The organism is Myxococcota bacterium (assembly GCA_040387835.1).
Classification (GTDB): Bacteria; Myxococcota; UBA727; order UBA727; family JABDBI01; genus JAZKCZ01.
Genome location: JAZKCZ010000002.1, coordinates 795224 through 810277, shown reverse-complemented (window position 1 = coordinate 810277; position 15054 = coordinate 795224). Strand labels below are relative to the sequence as shown.

14 protein-coding genes are annotated in these 15054 nt (G+C 47.1%); 7 read left to right on the top strand and 7 right to left on the bottom strand.

Annotated elements, in window-relative coordinates:
• Positions 1–51: 51 nt before the first annotated feature.
• The 3 genes from V4534_06615 to V4534_06605 form a co-directional block, all read right to left on the bottom strand.
• Positions 52–2211 carry an AAA family ATPase gene (locus V4534_06615; GenBank protein ID MES2504534.1) on the bottom strand — a complete coding sequence of 720 codons (2160 nt, stop codon included), beginning with the start codon at positions 2209–2211 and terminating at the stop codon, positions 52–54.
• A gap of 185 nt (positions 2212–2396) precedes the next feature.
• Positions 2397–2981 carry a hypothetical protein gene (locus V4534_06610; GenBank protein MES2504533.1) on the bottom strand — a complete coding sequence of 195 codons (585 nt, stop codon included), beginning with the start codon at positions 2979–2981 and terminating at the stop codon, positions 2397–2399.
• A gap of 157 nt (positions 2982–3138) precedes the next feature.
• Positions 3139–3552, bottom strand: coding sequence for a DUF2177 family protein (locus tag V4534_06605; protein MES2504532.1), 414 nt, complete (start codon positions 3550–3552; stop codon positions 3139–3141).
• An 81-nt stretch (positions 3553–3633) separates the two neighbouring features.
• Here V4534_06605 and priA point away from each other — a divergent pair, with 81 nt between their 5' ends.
• Positions 3634–5670 carry a primosomal protein N' gene (priA, locus tag V4534_06600; GenBank protein ID MES2504531.1) on the top strand — a complete coding sequence of 679 codons (2037 nt, stop codon included), beginning with the start codon at positions 3634–3636 and terminating at the stop codon, positions 5668–5670.
• 8 nt (positions 5671–5678) lie between these two features.
• Positions 5679–6326, top strand: coding sequence for an NAD(P)-binding domain-containing protein (locus V4534_06595; GenBank protein MES2504530.1), 648 nt, complete (start codon positions 5679–5681; stop codon positions 6324–6326).
• A gap of 82 nt (positions 6327–6408) precedes the next feature.
• Here the strand turns inward: V4534_06595 and V4534_06590 are convergent, their stop codons facing one another.
• Entirely contained in the window at positions 6409–7038 is a 630-nt protein-coding gene (locus V4534_06590) for a hypothetical protein (protein ID MES2504529.1), read from the bottom strand.
• Between the two features lie 46 nt (positions 7039–7084).
• Positions 7085–7678, bottom strand: a complete 594-nt coding sequence (locus V4534_06585) for a DNA-3-methyladenine glycosylase I (GenBank protein ID MES2504528.1) — start codon at positions 7676–7678, stop codon at positions 7085–7087.
• A gap of 29 nt (positions 7679–7707) precedes the next feature.
• Between V4534_06585 and secA the strand changes: the two genes are divergently transcribed.
• From secA to V4534_06565, 4 genes are read left to right on the top strand one after another with little or no spacing between them, the layout of a single operon-like run.
• On the top strand, positions 7708–10470 hold the full coding sequence (gene secA / locus V4534_06580) for a preprotein translocase subunit SecA (GenBank protein MES2504527.1): 2763 nt from the start codon (positions 7708–7710) through the stop codon (positions 10468–10470).
• On the top strand, positions 10470–11255 hold the full coding sequence (rsmA, locus tag V4534_06575; protein MES2504526.1) for a 16S rRNA (adenine(1518)-N(6)/adenine(1519)-N(6))-dimethyltransferase RsmA: 786 nt from the start codon (positions 10470–10472) through the stop codon (positions 11253–11255). The genes secA and rsmA overlap by 1 nt, the downstream gene beginning before the upstream one ends.
• Entirely contained in the window at positions 11246–11464 is a 219-nt protein-coding gene (locus V4534_06570; protein MES2504525.1) for a hypothetical protein, read from the top strand. Before rsmA ends, V4534_06570 begins: the two co-directional genes overlap by 10 nt.
• A complete protein-coding gene (locus V4534_06565; GenBank protein MES2504524.1) occupies positions 11424–12488 on the top strand; it encodes a KamA family radical SAM protein in 1065 nt (354 codons plus the stop codon). The genes V4534_06570 and V4534_06565 overlap by 41 nt, the downstream gene beginning before the upstream one ends.
• Here V4534_06565 and V4534_06560 read toward each other — a convergent pair.
• The gene (locus V4534_06560) at positions 12485–12712 is read right to left on the bottom strand and encodes a hypothetical protein (protein MES2504523.1); all 228 of its coding nucleotides are present in this window, start codon (positions 12710–12712) and stop codon (positions 12485–12487) included. The two genes, V4534_06565 and V4534_06560, sit on opposite strands and share 4 nt — an antisense overlap.
• Before the next feature lie 2 nt (positions 12713–12714).
• Positions 12715–13839 (bottom strand): DNA polymerase III subunit beta, encoded by a 1125-nt coding sequence (gene dnaN, locus V4534_06555; protein ID MES2504522.1) that lies wholly within the window; start codon positions 13837–13839, stop codon positions 12715–12717.
• A 576-nt stretch (positions 13840–14415) separates the two neighbouring features.
• Here dnaN and V4534_06550 point away from each other — a divergent pair.
• Complete coding sequence (locus tag V4534_06550) at positions 14416–15054, top strand: RsmG family class I SAM-dependent methyltransferase (protein MES2504521.1); 639 nt, start codon at positions 14416–14418, stop codon at positions 15052–15054.

The following is a 15054-nucleotide window of genomic DNA, read 5'->3' as shown; positions in this document are numbered from 1 at the left end:
ATATGAAAGACATGTTTCCAATTAGAACGGTGCCAAGCGCACCAGAAAAACTTAGCGCTGCAGACATAACGCAAAGTTGTGATTGTGCCGAGGGAGTTGTTTGATGGCGAGTGGAGGTTTTGACAAAGAAGCAATCGTGGCATCACCCTCGCTGCAGCTCCCAACTGTCACATACGAATTGGCGTCTTTAGATGCAAAGATGAGAAACTGTCTCAATGTAGTAAATGAGCTTTTAGAGTGGATGTCTGAATATTCACTGTGTTCTTTACAATAATGCCCAGTCGACTCCTTAAAAAAACCGGTTATAACTGCGCCCACAACTCCCAATGTAGATGATACGAGCTGACCAGGGTAGCTACCCGGACGGATTAAATTCCCACCAGGCATATCCGCAGACCTCCATAATTTCATCAAAAAGTCACAGCTAAATTTAACGGTTACAAGCACGATAAACATGAAAGAAGGATGTTGGGACACGACGCAAGAACCACTATACAATTGGTCAGGTTCTTGCACGGTATTTTGCTGCTTGAAGCCTTCGGGCAGCGTTTGTCTCCCCAAGAGGGCAAAATCGGCAATATTCAGGCCTTCATTGGTCTTTAGGTCAACCCAATGGGGATACTTCTCGCTTATCCGCCTAAGAATTTCATGGTCGCCCATAAGAGCAGCAAGGTGTAACGGAGTATACGCCCAACCATCTTTAATCTCTACCGAGGGCTTACCAAGCACGATTCCAAGCTGGCCTACATCATTTTTGACAATCGCGTCCACCATCCAATTAATGTATCTAACGTCTCTACCATGTAAACCAGAGGCGTCTTTCTCGATCCATTGATAATAACCTTCCTTGAATTTCTGAGCAACTTCTCGATTCGGAATCTTTAGTTTATAAGCTCCCCCCGTTCGATTTTCAGCCAGAGTGAGATAACCTGTATAAAACAGTAGGGGCCAGACAACATTAGAATTGCTGCGATCATTCAGGTCATCTGCAGTAATATCTTGCGTAATTGGTTTTCTAATTGATTCTCGGTCACGCAAGCTGCCGAGATCTTCTTGCAACTTATCATCAATTATCAACCTGCCGACTAGGCCTGTTCTATCGGAACTCGTATCCAACCAATAATTATCGAAATGCCGAGAAGAAACATACCGACTGACAGACCAGGGATTGTAAATCGTTTGTCCACCAATTGAATAGCCGTTGTACCAATTTTTAACCTGTTTGAGTTCCTCAGCAGCATCAACTGGGGCACCATCACCCTTTGGCCTGGTCAAGTCCAAAAGTTCTTTAACTTCTTCTTCTGTAAAGCCATAAAATCGCGATAAAGAGCTAGTTAAAAGGCTGTCTTCAACAAAATTATTCAGTCCCGAAAATATGTTGGCTTTCGCCACCCGCAAAATACCTGTTACTACCGCTTTTTGAAGGTAGGAATTATCTTTGAGCACTGGGCTCAGAATTTTTCGCAATAACACCAGAGAGTCTTTAAATCCAGGCTCGCCTAAAACATCGTTCAAAGGAGTGTCATATTCATCGATTAAGATAAAAACTTTCTCTCCGTGATGCCGGTACAAATACTCGGTCAAGGAATTTAGGGAACTGAACAGCACAAAGTCACGATCCGACTTCTGTTGTGAAAACTCATAAAGATCTTCCAAAGTTCCCGAAAATTCCTTCCGGGTTTCTTCCGTAAGCATCTTACTATTCTTTAAATAAGCGTGTTCTCTATAGGCCTTATAAATTTCAGCGCCTAACCGGCGTTTTTTCTCATTAATATCGGCCCCACCCGCATCTTTAAACGACATAAATATGACGGGATATTTTCCTTGATGCTGCTCAACAAATGTCTTGTTTGCATCGCTACCCGCTTCACCCTCAATTTTGAGACCCTTAAACAGACTGCGGTGCGAGTTTTTCTGCTCATCATCGGGAAATTCGTCGCCGTTGGTGTCTACCACCCTATTTAAAAAATAACTGAGCATACTTAAGTTAAGGGTCTTCCCCCAGCGCCTCGGCCTAGTCACCAGAATTGCTTGCGCATTGCTTTGAACGATTTCCTTAATCAATAGGCTTTTGTCAGTATAATAGAACTTATTTTCTCGAATTGTTTTGAAATCACTGTACCCAACAGGCGGCAATAAAATACCATCGGCATAAATAGGTACCGCAAAGCACAGCATGACTAAAATAATCGAATTTACAGCATTTATCACGGGTTCCTGTTACCTCAAAGCACATCCAAGTAAAGATATAAGGTCAGGTATAAAGGGTCGCGTCAGTTTTGACAAGTATACAACTCTCTAGGCCGGGATGACAATGAAGGCGTTTCGTGGCATTCATTGAAGTCAGCGTGCCTGCTGCTTGTGCCGTGAGGGAGATCCAGACTAGCATGCCAGCGTTATCGTTGAAGCCGTGCACTTTTAGGCACCCATTTCTGAACCGGACTGGCACTTGCTAAAGACAAGCGGTCGGCTTGAGATTTCTGATACTGCTCATCGGCAGTGCGCCTAATTTGTGCAGCAGCTTCAGCTTTTGTAGCACTAAACTCAACTGGAACTGAGCCAAAACCCAAGCATGCTGCAGCATAAACCCGGTGAAAGCCATCCGCCAACCAGGGTTTACCATTTTCGTCAAAATCAATCCTAACTGGTGGCAGCGGGTCTCCCTGGAGCATGGCGTTCAGGCAACTAACGAATCGGTCCGCCTGAAAAGCGTCTTTGCCTTCTTCTCCCCGGGTCTTATCCAATTCGGTAAGAGACATAACCTCTATTTGATTGCCTTTTTCTAGCTGAGTCGAGTACGCAAAATGCGCTGATGAAGGCCTGAAATTTGCAACTTGAGATTTAAGCTTCTGCGGCACGGCTGCAGCTACAGATTCAGCCAAATTAAGACCTAAAGCGTTCGCAGACCTACCAATGACCACCTTATCCATGTCCTCAGAAGGTAGGCGAGGGTCAATCGGGGACTCCATCTCTCTAGGCATAAGTTCAAAACTATCCTTGAACTGGCCTTCCTCAATATCAGCACGCGAGTCGGGAGATCGCCCTTCCTGTCCCATACGAGGAGAGGATGAGATTTCTTTTCTTTCGAAAGCCACAGGCATACTAAATATGTTACCATCTATTGTCCGCATCTTTAGATTAATTAAAAACAGTAAAAATCTTAGTCGTCAAAAAAACCGCTAAAACGCAGACAATTCCTGCCATTGCACCGCCCCAGACCAAATCAATAATTGTGATGATCACCGGCCAGCCCCTTAGGGTCACCTGATTAGTCAAATCGTAAGTCCCGTAGGCCACCAAGCCAAACAGGGCGCCGGTCGCAAAAATAGCCAACCAATTAGATTCACCCTGGCTTGGGCTAATCACAAACCAGTAGAGCCCAAAGGCATATAATAGATAAAAGACAGGCGCAGCAGCATAAACCATGTGATCAGCCAACAAGTGGGCCATCCGAGGCTTATATAAAACCGGCATCATCACAGAGAGCCACAAAACATCGAGCAGGATAACAAGACCAACGGTGCAGCCGTAGCTGAGCAAGATTCTTCCCATGGGCATAGGATATCATAAGTTTCTGGATGCCGGCTCGGTGGCCGGGATGACAATAAGGGCGTTTCGTGGCATTCAATATATATGCCCCTTATTGAAGTCAGTGTGCCAGCTGCTGGTGTTCCAGACAGTTTGACCTATCATTTGCCTGAAGCATTTTGGGCGGATGATTTGGTGGGTCGGCGCGTGAAAGTTAATTTGAGGAACCGGCCAGTGGTTGGGGTGGTTACTGAAGCCAGCACAGAAAGAAGCGAAGCCCCGCCTGGCCTCAAAAGCGTTGAGGTTTTGCTGGATACGGAGCCTTGCGTGACCACGCGTCAGCTTGAGCTTTGCCGTTTTGTGGCCGAGTATTACATGGCACCGCTTGGGGAAGTGATTCGGCTGTGCCTACCGCCGGATACACCGCGAACCATGTTGAAGGATAAGCTGCCTAAGCGGCGCAGAAAAAAGGCTTACGCGCTGGCAGACTCAACCAGCAAGTCTGTCCAACTAAACTCTGAACAAGCCGCCGCTTTGAAAGAAATCATTTCGTCAGATAAAAAGGCATTTCTACTAGAAGGCGTCACCGGTTCCGGTAAAACCGAAGTTTATATTCATGCCACCGAGTGGGCGCTCGCCCAGGGCAAGAGCGTTTTGCTGGTCGTGCCCGAAATCGCTTTAACACCCCAGCTCAAGCAGCGTTTCGCTGACCAACTGGATGCAGAGCCCATCATGTTGCACTCCGGTCTTAAAAACACCGAACGCCGCGATGCCTTTGAGAGCCTATTAAAAGACGAGCCTCGGATTGTCCTTGGCGCGCGCTCTGCTTTGTTTGCGCCACTACCTAATTTAGGCCTAATCATTGTCGATGAAGAGCACGACCCAAGCTACAAACAAGATGACACGCCTAGATACCATGCCCGGGACGTTGCTCTGTGGCGCGCGCAACAAGAAGGGGCCAGCATTGTGCTGGGCTCAGCCACTCCCTCTCTTGAAAGCAGAGTCGGCGCTGAACGAGGCCGCCTCGCACATCTGTATCTTAAAAATAGAGCAAGCCCTGACTCCAAACTGCCCACCATAGAAATCATCGATTTAAAATCACGCGCCCTGCATGACACGGTCCAAAAAGGCGACCGCAGCCAATCCGATGGTCAAAGCATGTGCATCCTGTCAGGTCCTCTGCGTACAGCCATGACCGAGACGCTGAATAGGGGCGAGCAGGTCTTACTTTTCTTAAACCGCCGCGGTTATGCACCGATTGCTGTTTGCGATTCCTGTGGTCATTTGGTGCAGTGCCCTCATTGTTCAGTATCTCTCACCTACCATCAGCGAACCAATCTGCTCCAATGCCACCAATGCGACTACCGTGTGCCACTACTTAAGCACTGCCCTGATTGCCATGAAGGCCCACTGTTATGCCTCGGCCTGGGCACCGAGCGTGTCGAAAAAGAAGTGCAGCTGTTTTTCCCGGACGCAAGAATCGTCCGCTTAGATCGAGACTCAGCCAACACACCGGCCAAGATGAACCAAATCTTAAACGAAGTTAGAAGTGGCAAAGCAAACATATTAATCGGTACGCAAATGAGCGCCAAGGGTCACGATTTTCCCGGCCTGTCTTTGGTAGGGGTTATTCTGGCCGATATTGGTCTGTCGATGCCCGATTTCAGAGCCTCAGAAAGAACCTTCCAACTACTAACCCAGGTTGCAGGCAGAGCCGGCAGGCGGGATACCCCAGGCCGAGTGCTGATTCAAACTTTCGATCCCGCAAACCCGGTTTTTTCCTGCGTTAAAGCGCACGACATCAATCGATTTTCAGAGATTGACGCAGAGCACCGCAAAGAATGCAAACAGCCACCTTATGTCCGTTCAGCATTGATTCGCGTCGAATCTGAAGACCAAACCGCAGCACAAACTGCCGCCACTCAAATCTTCGATTTTCTTAAACCGAAATTAACTACAGCGTCTTCTCTGCTCGGGCCCGCACCTGCTCCCATTGAAAGACTTCGAAACAAATGGCGCATTCAACTCTACCTTCGCAGTGCCACACACACGCTACGATGTGAAATCCTAAAAGATTTACCAACGCTGAAGCTCAAAAATGCTCGAATGACCATTGACATTGATCCGGTTCAAATGCTCTAATCCTCGTCATGATTAGAGTAGGCATATTGGGTTCTGGTATGGTCGGCGAAGTTTTAGCGAACGGCTTTTTAAAAGAAGGCTATGAAGTGATGCGGGGCTCCAGAGAGCCAAGCAAGCTCGAATCCTGGAAAAGCGTCGCCGGATCCACGGCGCAGACAGGAACTTTCGAGCAAGCCGCCGAGTTTGGCGAATTGATTGTTTTAGCTGTCAAAGGCCATGCTGCCGAAAAGGTACTCGAATCATGCGGCCCCATAAGGCTCAAAGGCAAAACCATCATCGATGCCACCAATCCCATTTCCGGCGAGCCCGTAAACGGCATCCTTCCCTACTTCACCGGCCCGGGTGAATCCCTAATGGAGCGCTTGCAAAAAATTTGCCCCAAAGCAAACTTCGTGAAAGCCTTCAGCTGCGTCGGTTACCAACACATGGTCCACCCCGATTTCGGTGGTCAAAGACCCACGATGTTCATCTGCGGTAACAGCACCCTCAGCAAAAACAATGTTCGAGAAATCCTACTCAAATGGGGCTGGGACGCCGAAGATATGGGCCCCGTCGAAGCGGCCAGAGCCATCGAGCCCTTGGCGATGCTTTGGTGCATACCTGGCTTCGCTAAAAACCAATGGGGACATGCGTTAAAGCTATTAAAATCGGCTTAGAGATTAGATGTCACCCCGGCCTTGAGCCGGGGCCCAGCCCCATGTACAACGCTGGATCCCGGCTCAAGGCCGGGATGACAAACTAGCGCCCGGTTTTGAATCGGGGCAATTCTTTACGGTAAGGCTCCTTGCTTGAGTAGCTATTCAAAATGTTCATGAGTTCCCGGCTTTCTCTGATCGCATTAGCACCGCCGGTGACCAGCGGCAGAGGGAAGCGATGGTCAAGCAACCAACGAAACACTGCGTAGTTAGGCCCTTTGTCATTCTTTGCAGCCAAGACAAGCGCGCTTTCAGAACGAGAGTCCTCTAGACCAAAGTGTAAATTAAACCAGTTAAGCAATACCAAATTTGTGTTTTCAACCATGCGGTTCACCAAGATATCCCCGCCGACACCCAAAATTTTATCGCCAAATTTTTTATATAACCAGTGAACAGCGTTCTCATGATTGCCTCTGGTAGCAGCCAGTGCGCAGGAAGCAGGGTTTATCTTCTGATCATAAAGATCGATTAATTCGAGAATATCGACATGCCCTTCTTCACAAGCGTAAGTGGCAACATGCTTATCAATTTCGCCAGGCTGAGTCGAAATCAATTGTTCGAACATTGCCGCATCTCCAGTCTTCGCAGCTGCAATAGATTTATCCCTGACGCTTTCCGCAAAGCTCAAATTGCATGCCAACAAAAGTAGCGCGCCCAAAAAATGATGTTTCATTCGCATTCTCCTTCTGGGACAACCCGAACGCAGCAACGAATATTCGCTAAGCGCGCCAACATTGCTTTTGATGGTCATCCACCAAACCAGTCGCCTGTAAGTAAGCATATATAATAGTGCTACCCACAAAACTCATGCCTCGCTTTTTCAGATCCTTGGACAAAGCATCCGACTCTTTAGAAGAAACCGCGATATCTTTCAGGGAGGCTGGGCGATTTACAATGGTTTTATTGTTCACAAAACCCCAAACATAAGCATCAAAGCTGCCAAATTCTTTTTGAATAGCCAAAAACGCCAAGGCGTTCTTGCGCACTGAGAACACTTTCAGGCGATTTCTAATAATGCCCGGGTTCAGCAGAGCCTCTTCAAGTTCAGCATCACTCATGCGCGCAGCTTTCTCTGGGTTGAACCGATGAAACACCGCTCGATATCCCCCGCGCCGTTTTAAAATCGTCTCCCAACTGAGGCCAGCTTGAGCGCCTTCCAAAATTAGCATTTCAAAATGCTTAGCGTCTTCGTGGACCGGTACGCCCCATTCGGTATCATGATAATGTTCGTAGTGAGCCTTACCCTCACCCACCCAAGAGCAGCGCTTAAGCATATCTGCCATGCCATAGCTCACAAACGGCTGCTTGACCATATAAGTTAGATTCTGTACCACTCTGACCCATGCTGACGCGCTTTCTGACCAAAATTTTTGGAACCAAAAACGACCGTGAAATCAAAGCACTCCTACCCCGAGTTGCCGCAATCAATGCCTTGGAACCTCAAATTTCAACGCTTTCAGACGAAAAACTCGTCGGCAGGCTGCAAAGTCTCAAAACCGAAATCACGGCTGCCTGCGCAGATGACAACAGCAAAGAACACGTCAACAGCGTGCTCGATATTCATCTTAACGAAGTATTCGCCATCGTCCGTGAAGCCAGCAAGCGCGTTCTTAACATGCGTCACTTTGATGTACAGCTGCTCGGCGGTATGGCGCTACACATGGGCCATATTTCCGAAATGCGTACCGGTGAAGGAAAAACCTTAACCGCTACATTGCCCGCGGTATTAAACGCTCTAACCGGTCGCGGCGTTCACGTGGTGACCGTCAATGATTACTTGGCCTCCCGAGATGCTGACTGGATGGGCCGCATCTATCGATTCTTAGGCCTCAGTGTCGGCGTGGTTATCCCGCAAACACAAGACGAACAAAAAAAACAAGCATACCTCGCAGACATCACCTACGGCCAAAATAACGAATTCGGCTTCGATTATTTGCGCGATAATATGAAGTTCGATTTGAACGACTACGTGCAACGCGGCCATCAATTCGCTATCGTCGACGAAGTGGATTCTATTCTAATCGACGAAGCTAGAACTCCGCTGATTATCTCAGGTCCAGCCGAAGAAAGCAGCGAAAAATACAAGCTAACAAATTCGGTTATCCCGAGGCTTCGTAAAGACGTTGATTACAGCATCGATGAAAAAAGCCGAGCAGTCATGCTCACCGAATCCGGCATCGAAAAAGCTGAAAAGCTGCTCGAAGTCGAAAATCTCTACGATCCAATTAACTTAGAAACACTGCATCATCTTAATCAAGCGCTCAGAGCGCACTCGATTTTCAAACGCGACATCGACTACGTCATCGAGCGCGGCGAAGTGGTCATTGTGGATGAACACACCGGTCGTCTTATGTACGGTCGTCGTTGGTCAGATGGATTGCATCAAGCCATCGAAGCCAAAGAAAGCGTTCGCATTCAAGCGGAAAACCACACACTGGCGACCATCACCTTCCAAAACTATTTCCGAATGTACAAAAAGCTCAGCGGTATGACCGGAACGGCCGATACCGAAGCAGAAGAATTCGCTAAAATTTACGACTTAGACGTATTGGTCATTCCCACCAACCGCAGCATGGTGCGCTCTGACGAGCTGGATCAAGTTTACAAAACGGAACGTGAAAAATTCGAAGTCATTATCGAAGATATCAAAACTGCCCATGAAAAAGGCCAGCCCGTCTTAGTCGGTACGGTATCCGTCGAAAAATCCGAAATCCTAGCTAAGGGCCTTGGCAAACTAGGCATTGGCCATCACGTGCTCAACGCCAAAAAGCATCGGGATGAAGCCGGTATTATTTCTCAAGCAGGAAGACTGAAATCCGTCACCATTGCGACCAACATGGCCGGTCGAGGAACGGATATTATCTTAGGCGGTGATCCTGAGTTCATGGCCCGAAGTGCCGTCGCCAGACAGTTGTCTGAGTCGGATCAGCAAGTCGCCGAATTTGCCTTTTTATCGGGAAAGCCTGACCTCATTGTCCCTGATGAAGCACGCAAAGAATTCCAAGAAAAAGCCATCGCGCTTTACGCTAAAGAGCTCGAAAAATCCGAACAGATTTGTAGAGAAGATAAGCAAAAAGTTCTCGAAGCGGGCGGCCTTCGAATCATCGGTACCGAACGTCATGAATCTAGACGAATCGACAACCAATTAAGGGGCCGCGCGGGAAGACAAGGTGATCCAGGATCCAGCCGTTTCTACCTATCTCTTCAAGATGATCTAATGCGCATCTTCGGCTCCGACCGCATGATTACCGTGATGGAAAAGCTGGGCATGAAAGACGGCGAGCCCATCGAGCACCCCTGGGTTTCCAAATCAATCGAAAATGCGCAAAAGCGCGTTGAAGGTTTTCATTTTGATTCGCGTAAACAGCTAATTGAATACGACGATGTCATGAATCAACAGCGCGGTGCGATTTACTCACTCAGAAAGCAAGTGCTCGGCAACGAAAATATCAAGAAATTGGTATTCGATTTGGTCGAGGAAACCATCGTCAACTTGGTAGCCATTGCCTGCCCTGAAAAAACCCCGGTCAACGAATGGAAACTGCACGAACTCTGCGCCGATCTTTTTGCCCTCACAGGCGTTAACGTCGATCCTGCAAGCCTGCCGCATCAACGCGATGAATTGATGGATCATTTGTATCGCCAGCTAACCGCTGCGTACAATAAGAAAGAAAAAGAGGTCGATGTCGAGTTAATCAGACGCGTTGAAAGATTAATCTACTTGCAGATTATCGATCAATTTTGGAAAAACCATCTTCAAGCCATGGATCATTTGCGTGAAGGCATTCACTTCAGAGGCTATGCGCAAAAAGATCCAAAGCAAGAATATAAAAAAGAAGGCTTCTTGATCTTCAACACCATGCGCGCTCAATTGCGTAGCGCAGTGTTAGAAAGAATTTTTAAAGCAGAAATCAAACTGGCCTCTCGCGAGCAAATGATGGCAGATATGGCCATGCTCGAAGCCATGCAAAAAGAAGCTAAGCAACAACAAGCCGTTGCCCAAAAACTAGGTCGCGGCAAAGAGCCTGGCGCCGAAGCGCTTGCCCTTCCAGCTGCCAATGCAGAGCCACAGCAAAACAGAGCCCAAAGGCGACGAAAATCCTGATGCGCAGTTACACGCCCAAAAAGTCCTTTGGGCAAAATTTTCTCCAAGACGAGGGTTTGTTATCACGTATCGCTGATGCGATTTGTTCGCTGCGAACCTCAAACGAAACCCCGGTATACGAAATCGGTGCAGGTCTCGGCGCGCTAACCAAAAGCCTTTTGGTCAAAGGCGCCATCGTCCATGCTATCGAGAGAGACCGCGACTTAATTCCTATTTTGCAAAACACTTTTCTGTCTCAAATTGACGCTGGCAAATTGATTTTGCATGAAGCCAATGCCACCACTTTTTTTGAAAGCTCACCAGAGTCACAACCGTTCGTCCTAAGTGGCAATCTGCCCTATCATTTAAGCGGTACACTTTTTTTTGAGACCGCCAGAATATTTGATCAAATTTTAGGTGCCGTTTACCTCATACAAAAAGAAGTGGCAGACCGAATTGCGGCTGGCCCCCATTCAAAAACGTACGGCCTCTTATCCGTGCTGCTCCAATCCAGATTCGACATTAGTATTATCGAAGTGGTAGCTCCTGAAGTATTTTGGCCACCTCCCAAAGTTGAATCCAGCGTCATCTGTCTAAGGCCCAAAGCAAATCCATTCAGAGGCGACTGGGACAAGTTTGTTCATTTAGTAAAAGCGGCTTTTTCTATGAGAAGAAAAGTTTTAACCAACTCACTTTCAGAATACGAAAACATTGAATCCATTTTACTGAACCTAAACATTAACCCGAAATCCAGGGCTGAAGATTTAGAACACACAGATTATGAGAGAATTTTAGCATGTCTATAGCTGAGCTTATTGGCATTTCCAAAGAAGAAGCCTATGAGATGGCTGAGATTGGCTATCGATTATTATTGCAGGGAAAATCAGCAGAAGCTGCCACCATCTTTGAAGGCTTATTGGTTTTAAATCCTGACGATAATTATCTGCAAAATCTTTTAAATAGAGCAAAAAATTATGACGAAGACCTGGCAAGAACAATTGCGATCGAGCCCTAAAAGTATTGCCGATCTCGAGCTTTATTTCCCACTTTCTAACGACGAAAAAGCCGCTATTGCATCGCTCAGTAATACTGCTGGTCTGCCGCTTCGAGTAACCCCGCATTTTTTATCACTGATCGACCCAAGCGATCCCGAAGATCCGTTAAGGTTACAGGTCATTCCGCGCCAATCTGAATTCACGCCAGACACCTTCGACAGGCGCGACCCCTTAGGTGAAGAAGATCATGAAGTGGTTCCGCATTTGGTGCATCGCTATCCAGACAGGGTCTTATTGCTGATTACCGACAGGTGCGCCTCCTATTGCCGCTTTTGCACCCGCAAACGTTGGGTAGGACAGGGGCCAACTCCAAAAACGGAGCACCTAGAGCAAGCCTTGGCCTATGTAACCGCTCACTCAGAAATCAAAGAAGTCATCGTTTCCGGCGGAGACGCTCTATTACTTGACGACGATCGTCTCGAAAAACTACTGTCTAAAATTAGGCAAATACCTTCGGTCGAAATCATCCGCCTAGCTAGCCGAATGCTAACCTTCGCACCCATGCGCGTCACCGAAAACCTGCTAAGCATTCTGAAGCGATATCAGCCGATTTATATTCTTTCCCACACCAATCACCCAAAAGAGATTTCAAATGCAACTGAGACCGCCCTGCTTGCTCTGGCAGACGGTGGGGTGCCAGTGCTCAACCAGACGGTTTTGTTAAAAGGCATAAACGATAATGCGGCTGTGCTGACAGCTTTGTTCAGACATCTCACCAGATTAAGAGCTAGGCCCTATTACTTACACCAATGCGACATTGCCCCAGGAACCGCTCACTTCAGAGTGCCGCTGCCAGAGGCGCAAGCTTTGGTAAAGTCTCTCAGAGGGCATCTGTCTGGCTTATGCCAACCCACTTTCGTAATCGATATCCCAGGCGGCTATGGCAAAGTGCCGATGTATCCAAGCCCAGTGGTGCAAGTAAACGATAACAGCATCGTTCTAGAAGGCTTCATGTCCGAACAAGCCGAATACCCATTGGATTAGTGGTTCGCCTCGTCCAAGATTGAATCCAGTCGCTCTCTATCTTGATGCGAATAATCTTCCTGTGCTTCCGGTATAATCGGCTGCTTCACGGTTTCTTCGACTTTATCTGTCGTCTTCAAAAATTTTGCTTTAAGCGATTCCCAAGCAATATTTTTATCAGCAAAAAAGAAATAGCCCAGCAGCGCAGCCAAGGCAATCAACAAGAACATTTTCAAAAATTTCATATTTATAACCGAATTGGCATCACCACACATAAATGATGATCTTCATGGATGCCTGTCACAATAGCAGGTGAATATGGATCCGTGAATCTCATCATGACATTTTGGTCAGATAAAGAAGCCAATGCTTCAACCAAATAAGCCACACTGAAAGCTATTTCCATTTCTGGTCCGGTGTATTCGATTGGAACGTCGTCCAAAACTTCCCCAGCTTCCGGATTCACGCACGAAACTGTGAGTTCTCCTGGCTTCAACGAGAGTTTCACGCTTTGGTTTTTATCACTCGTCAACACAGAAACACGTTTTAAACTAGCCACAAAATCAGCTCTAGTTGCCCTGAAAATTTTATCCGAAAGTTTCGGAATAACTTGTTTGTAGTCCGGGAACTTTCCGTCGATAAGCCGCATGGTGAGTAGCACGTCTTCCGTTTTCAAAACGGCTTGATGATGCGAAAATCCAAGTTCAAATCGATAATCTTCTGCTGAGCAATGAGGCTCCAAAATCTTAATCAATTCAATCAAGCCTTTTCGCGGTAAGATAACCGGATTTTTCAGATCAATTCCTTGTTCACCAAACGAAAGCATATATCGACTTAATCGATGCCCATCGGTGGAAACAAACACAAAAGGATTCCCCACTTCCTGGCCTGGCTCCAAATAAACGCCAGTCAAATTATAGCGATTTTCATCCAAACTGGCTGAATAAATCGTCTTTTGAATGGCTTCGACAAAAGCTTTGGTTGATACCTGATTAAAAGTAATGCCTGTGATGTCCGGCAAGCGAGGGAACTCCTCAGGCGGGAGCGCCAACAAGCGAGCTTGCGTTTTGGCGCTCTTAACCAGCAAGTGCTGGTTCGGCAGAGTTACCAAAGTCACATAAGGGCCGGGCAGTAGGCGAACGATATCAAGCAATGATTTCGCTGATACCGTGATGGCGCCTGATTGAGTCACTTCGCAATTTCTAACAATTTGTAATCCAATATCTAAATCGGTCGCACTGAGACGCACAGAGCCGCCTTGAGCTTCTAAAAGTACGTGAGCCAATATGGGCATCGTATTTTTCTTTTGGGCAACACCTTGAAGCAACTGGAGGGCTTTGGACAGTTCAGATACAGCTATTCTAATTTCCATAAACCTCTGATTAACGCGCTGTGGATCTAGCCGCAAGGGTTTATTGCCAAAATAATGAGATCAGGCCGATCTGATGATCTAGTTAATTAGTAATTAAAACTCATCATCATCATCAGGCCTGTGGAAAGTGTGGAAAACTTTTTCTAGCCAGAGTTTTCCACAGTTTTGCATCTTTTTGCCTGTGGAAAACTCGGGGGAGAACCTGTGGACAAACTGTGGAAAACTTTTGACGTCGATCTTTTCCACAGGTTATCCACAGCTTTTCCACAGGCAACCTGTGGAAAACTAGATCTCTGAATCGATCTCCTGTGGAAAAGAGGATCGATCACCCTGTGGAAAACCAGATCAAGCAGCGCGTTTTAAAATTGTTTTCCACAGGCTTTTTAGAGTTATCCACAGCTTTTCCACAGGTTTTCCACAGCCCCTGTGGAAAACTATTTCTTCTAACCCATTAATAAATCAGGATTCTATAAATTAGAGTCATAGTTTTCCACAGGTGGTGACAAAAGGTGCGACCTGTGGAACTGTGGAAAAGCTGATCTGTGGAAAAAGTCCCCCTGATCTGTGGAAAACCCTGTGGAAAACTTTTTAAACACCAAATTTAGCTTGAACGATTCCCAACAAACCGCCCTCAAAGCGCATTTTGAAATTTTCATGCAGTGGAAAGATGTTCACAACCTGACCGCTGTGCATCGGCCGGAGGATATCTATCTATATCATTATATGGATTGCCTGCTGGGGTTGCAGACGCTCTTTGGGGACCTCACCCTAAATCCCTCTTCAGCAACTGGAGAGGGACTTGAAGACTTCGCAATTTATGATCTTGGCAGCGGTGCTGGCTTTCCAGGTTTAGTCGCCGCCGCCATATGGCCAGATCAAGATATCGTCCTCGTCGAATCTTCAAGCAAAAAGTGCGCCTTTTTAAAATTAGCAGCTTCGAAGATGAAATTGAATCGGGTGAAAGTCCTAAATCAAAGGGTGGAGTCGCTCATCAATATCCCCTACGCCATCACCCGAGCTACTTTTTCGAAGGGAACTTGGGACCTGATAAAAAAGGCCATGGCCCCAGACGGACGCGCTGCTTTTTGGTTGTCGGAGCAAGAAAGCGTTGAAAGAGAAGGCTGGGTACTTGAAAGACAACACTATTATGAGCTAGAACCAGGGCACAAACGCCAAGTAGCAGTGTTCCACGTGGAACCAAAGACAAGGAAATAA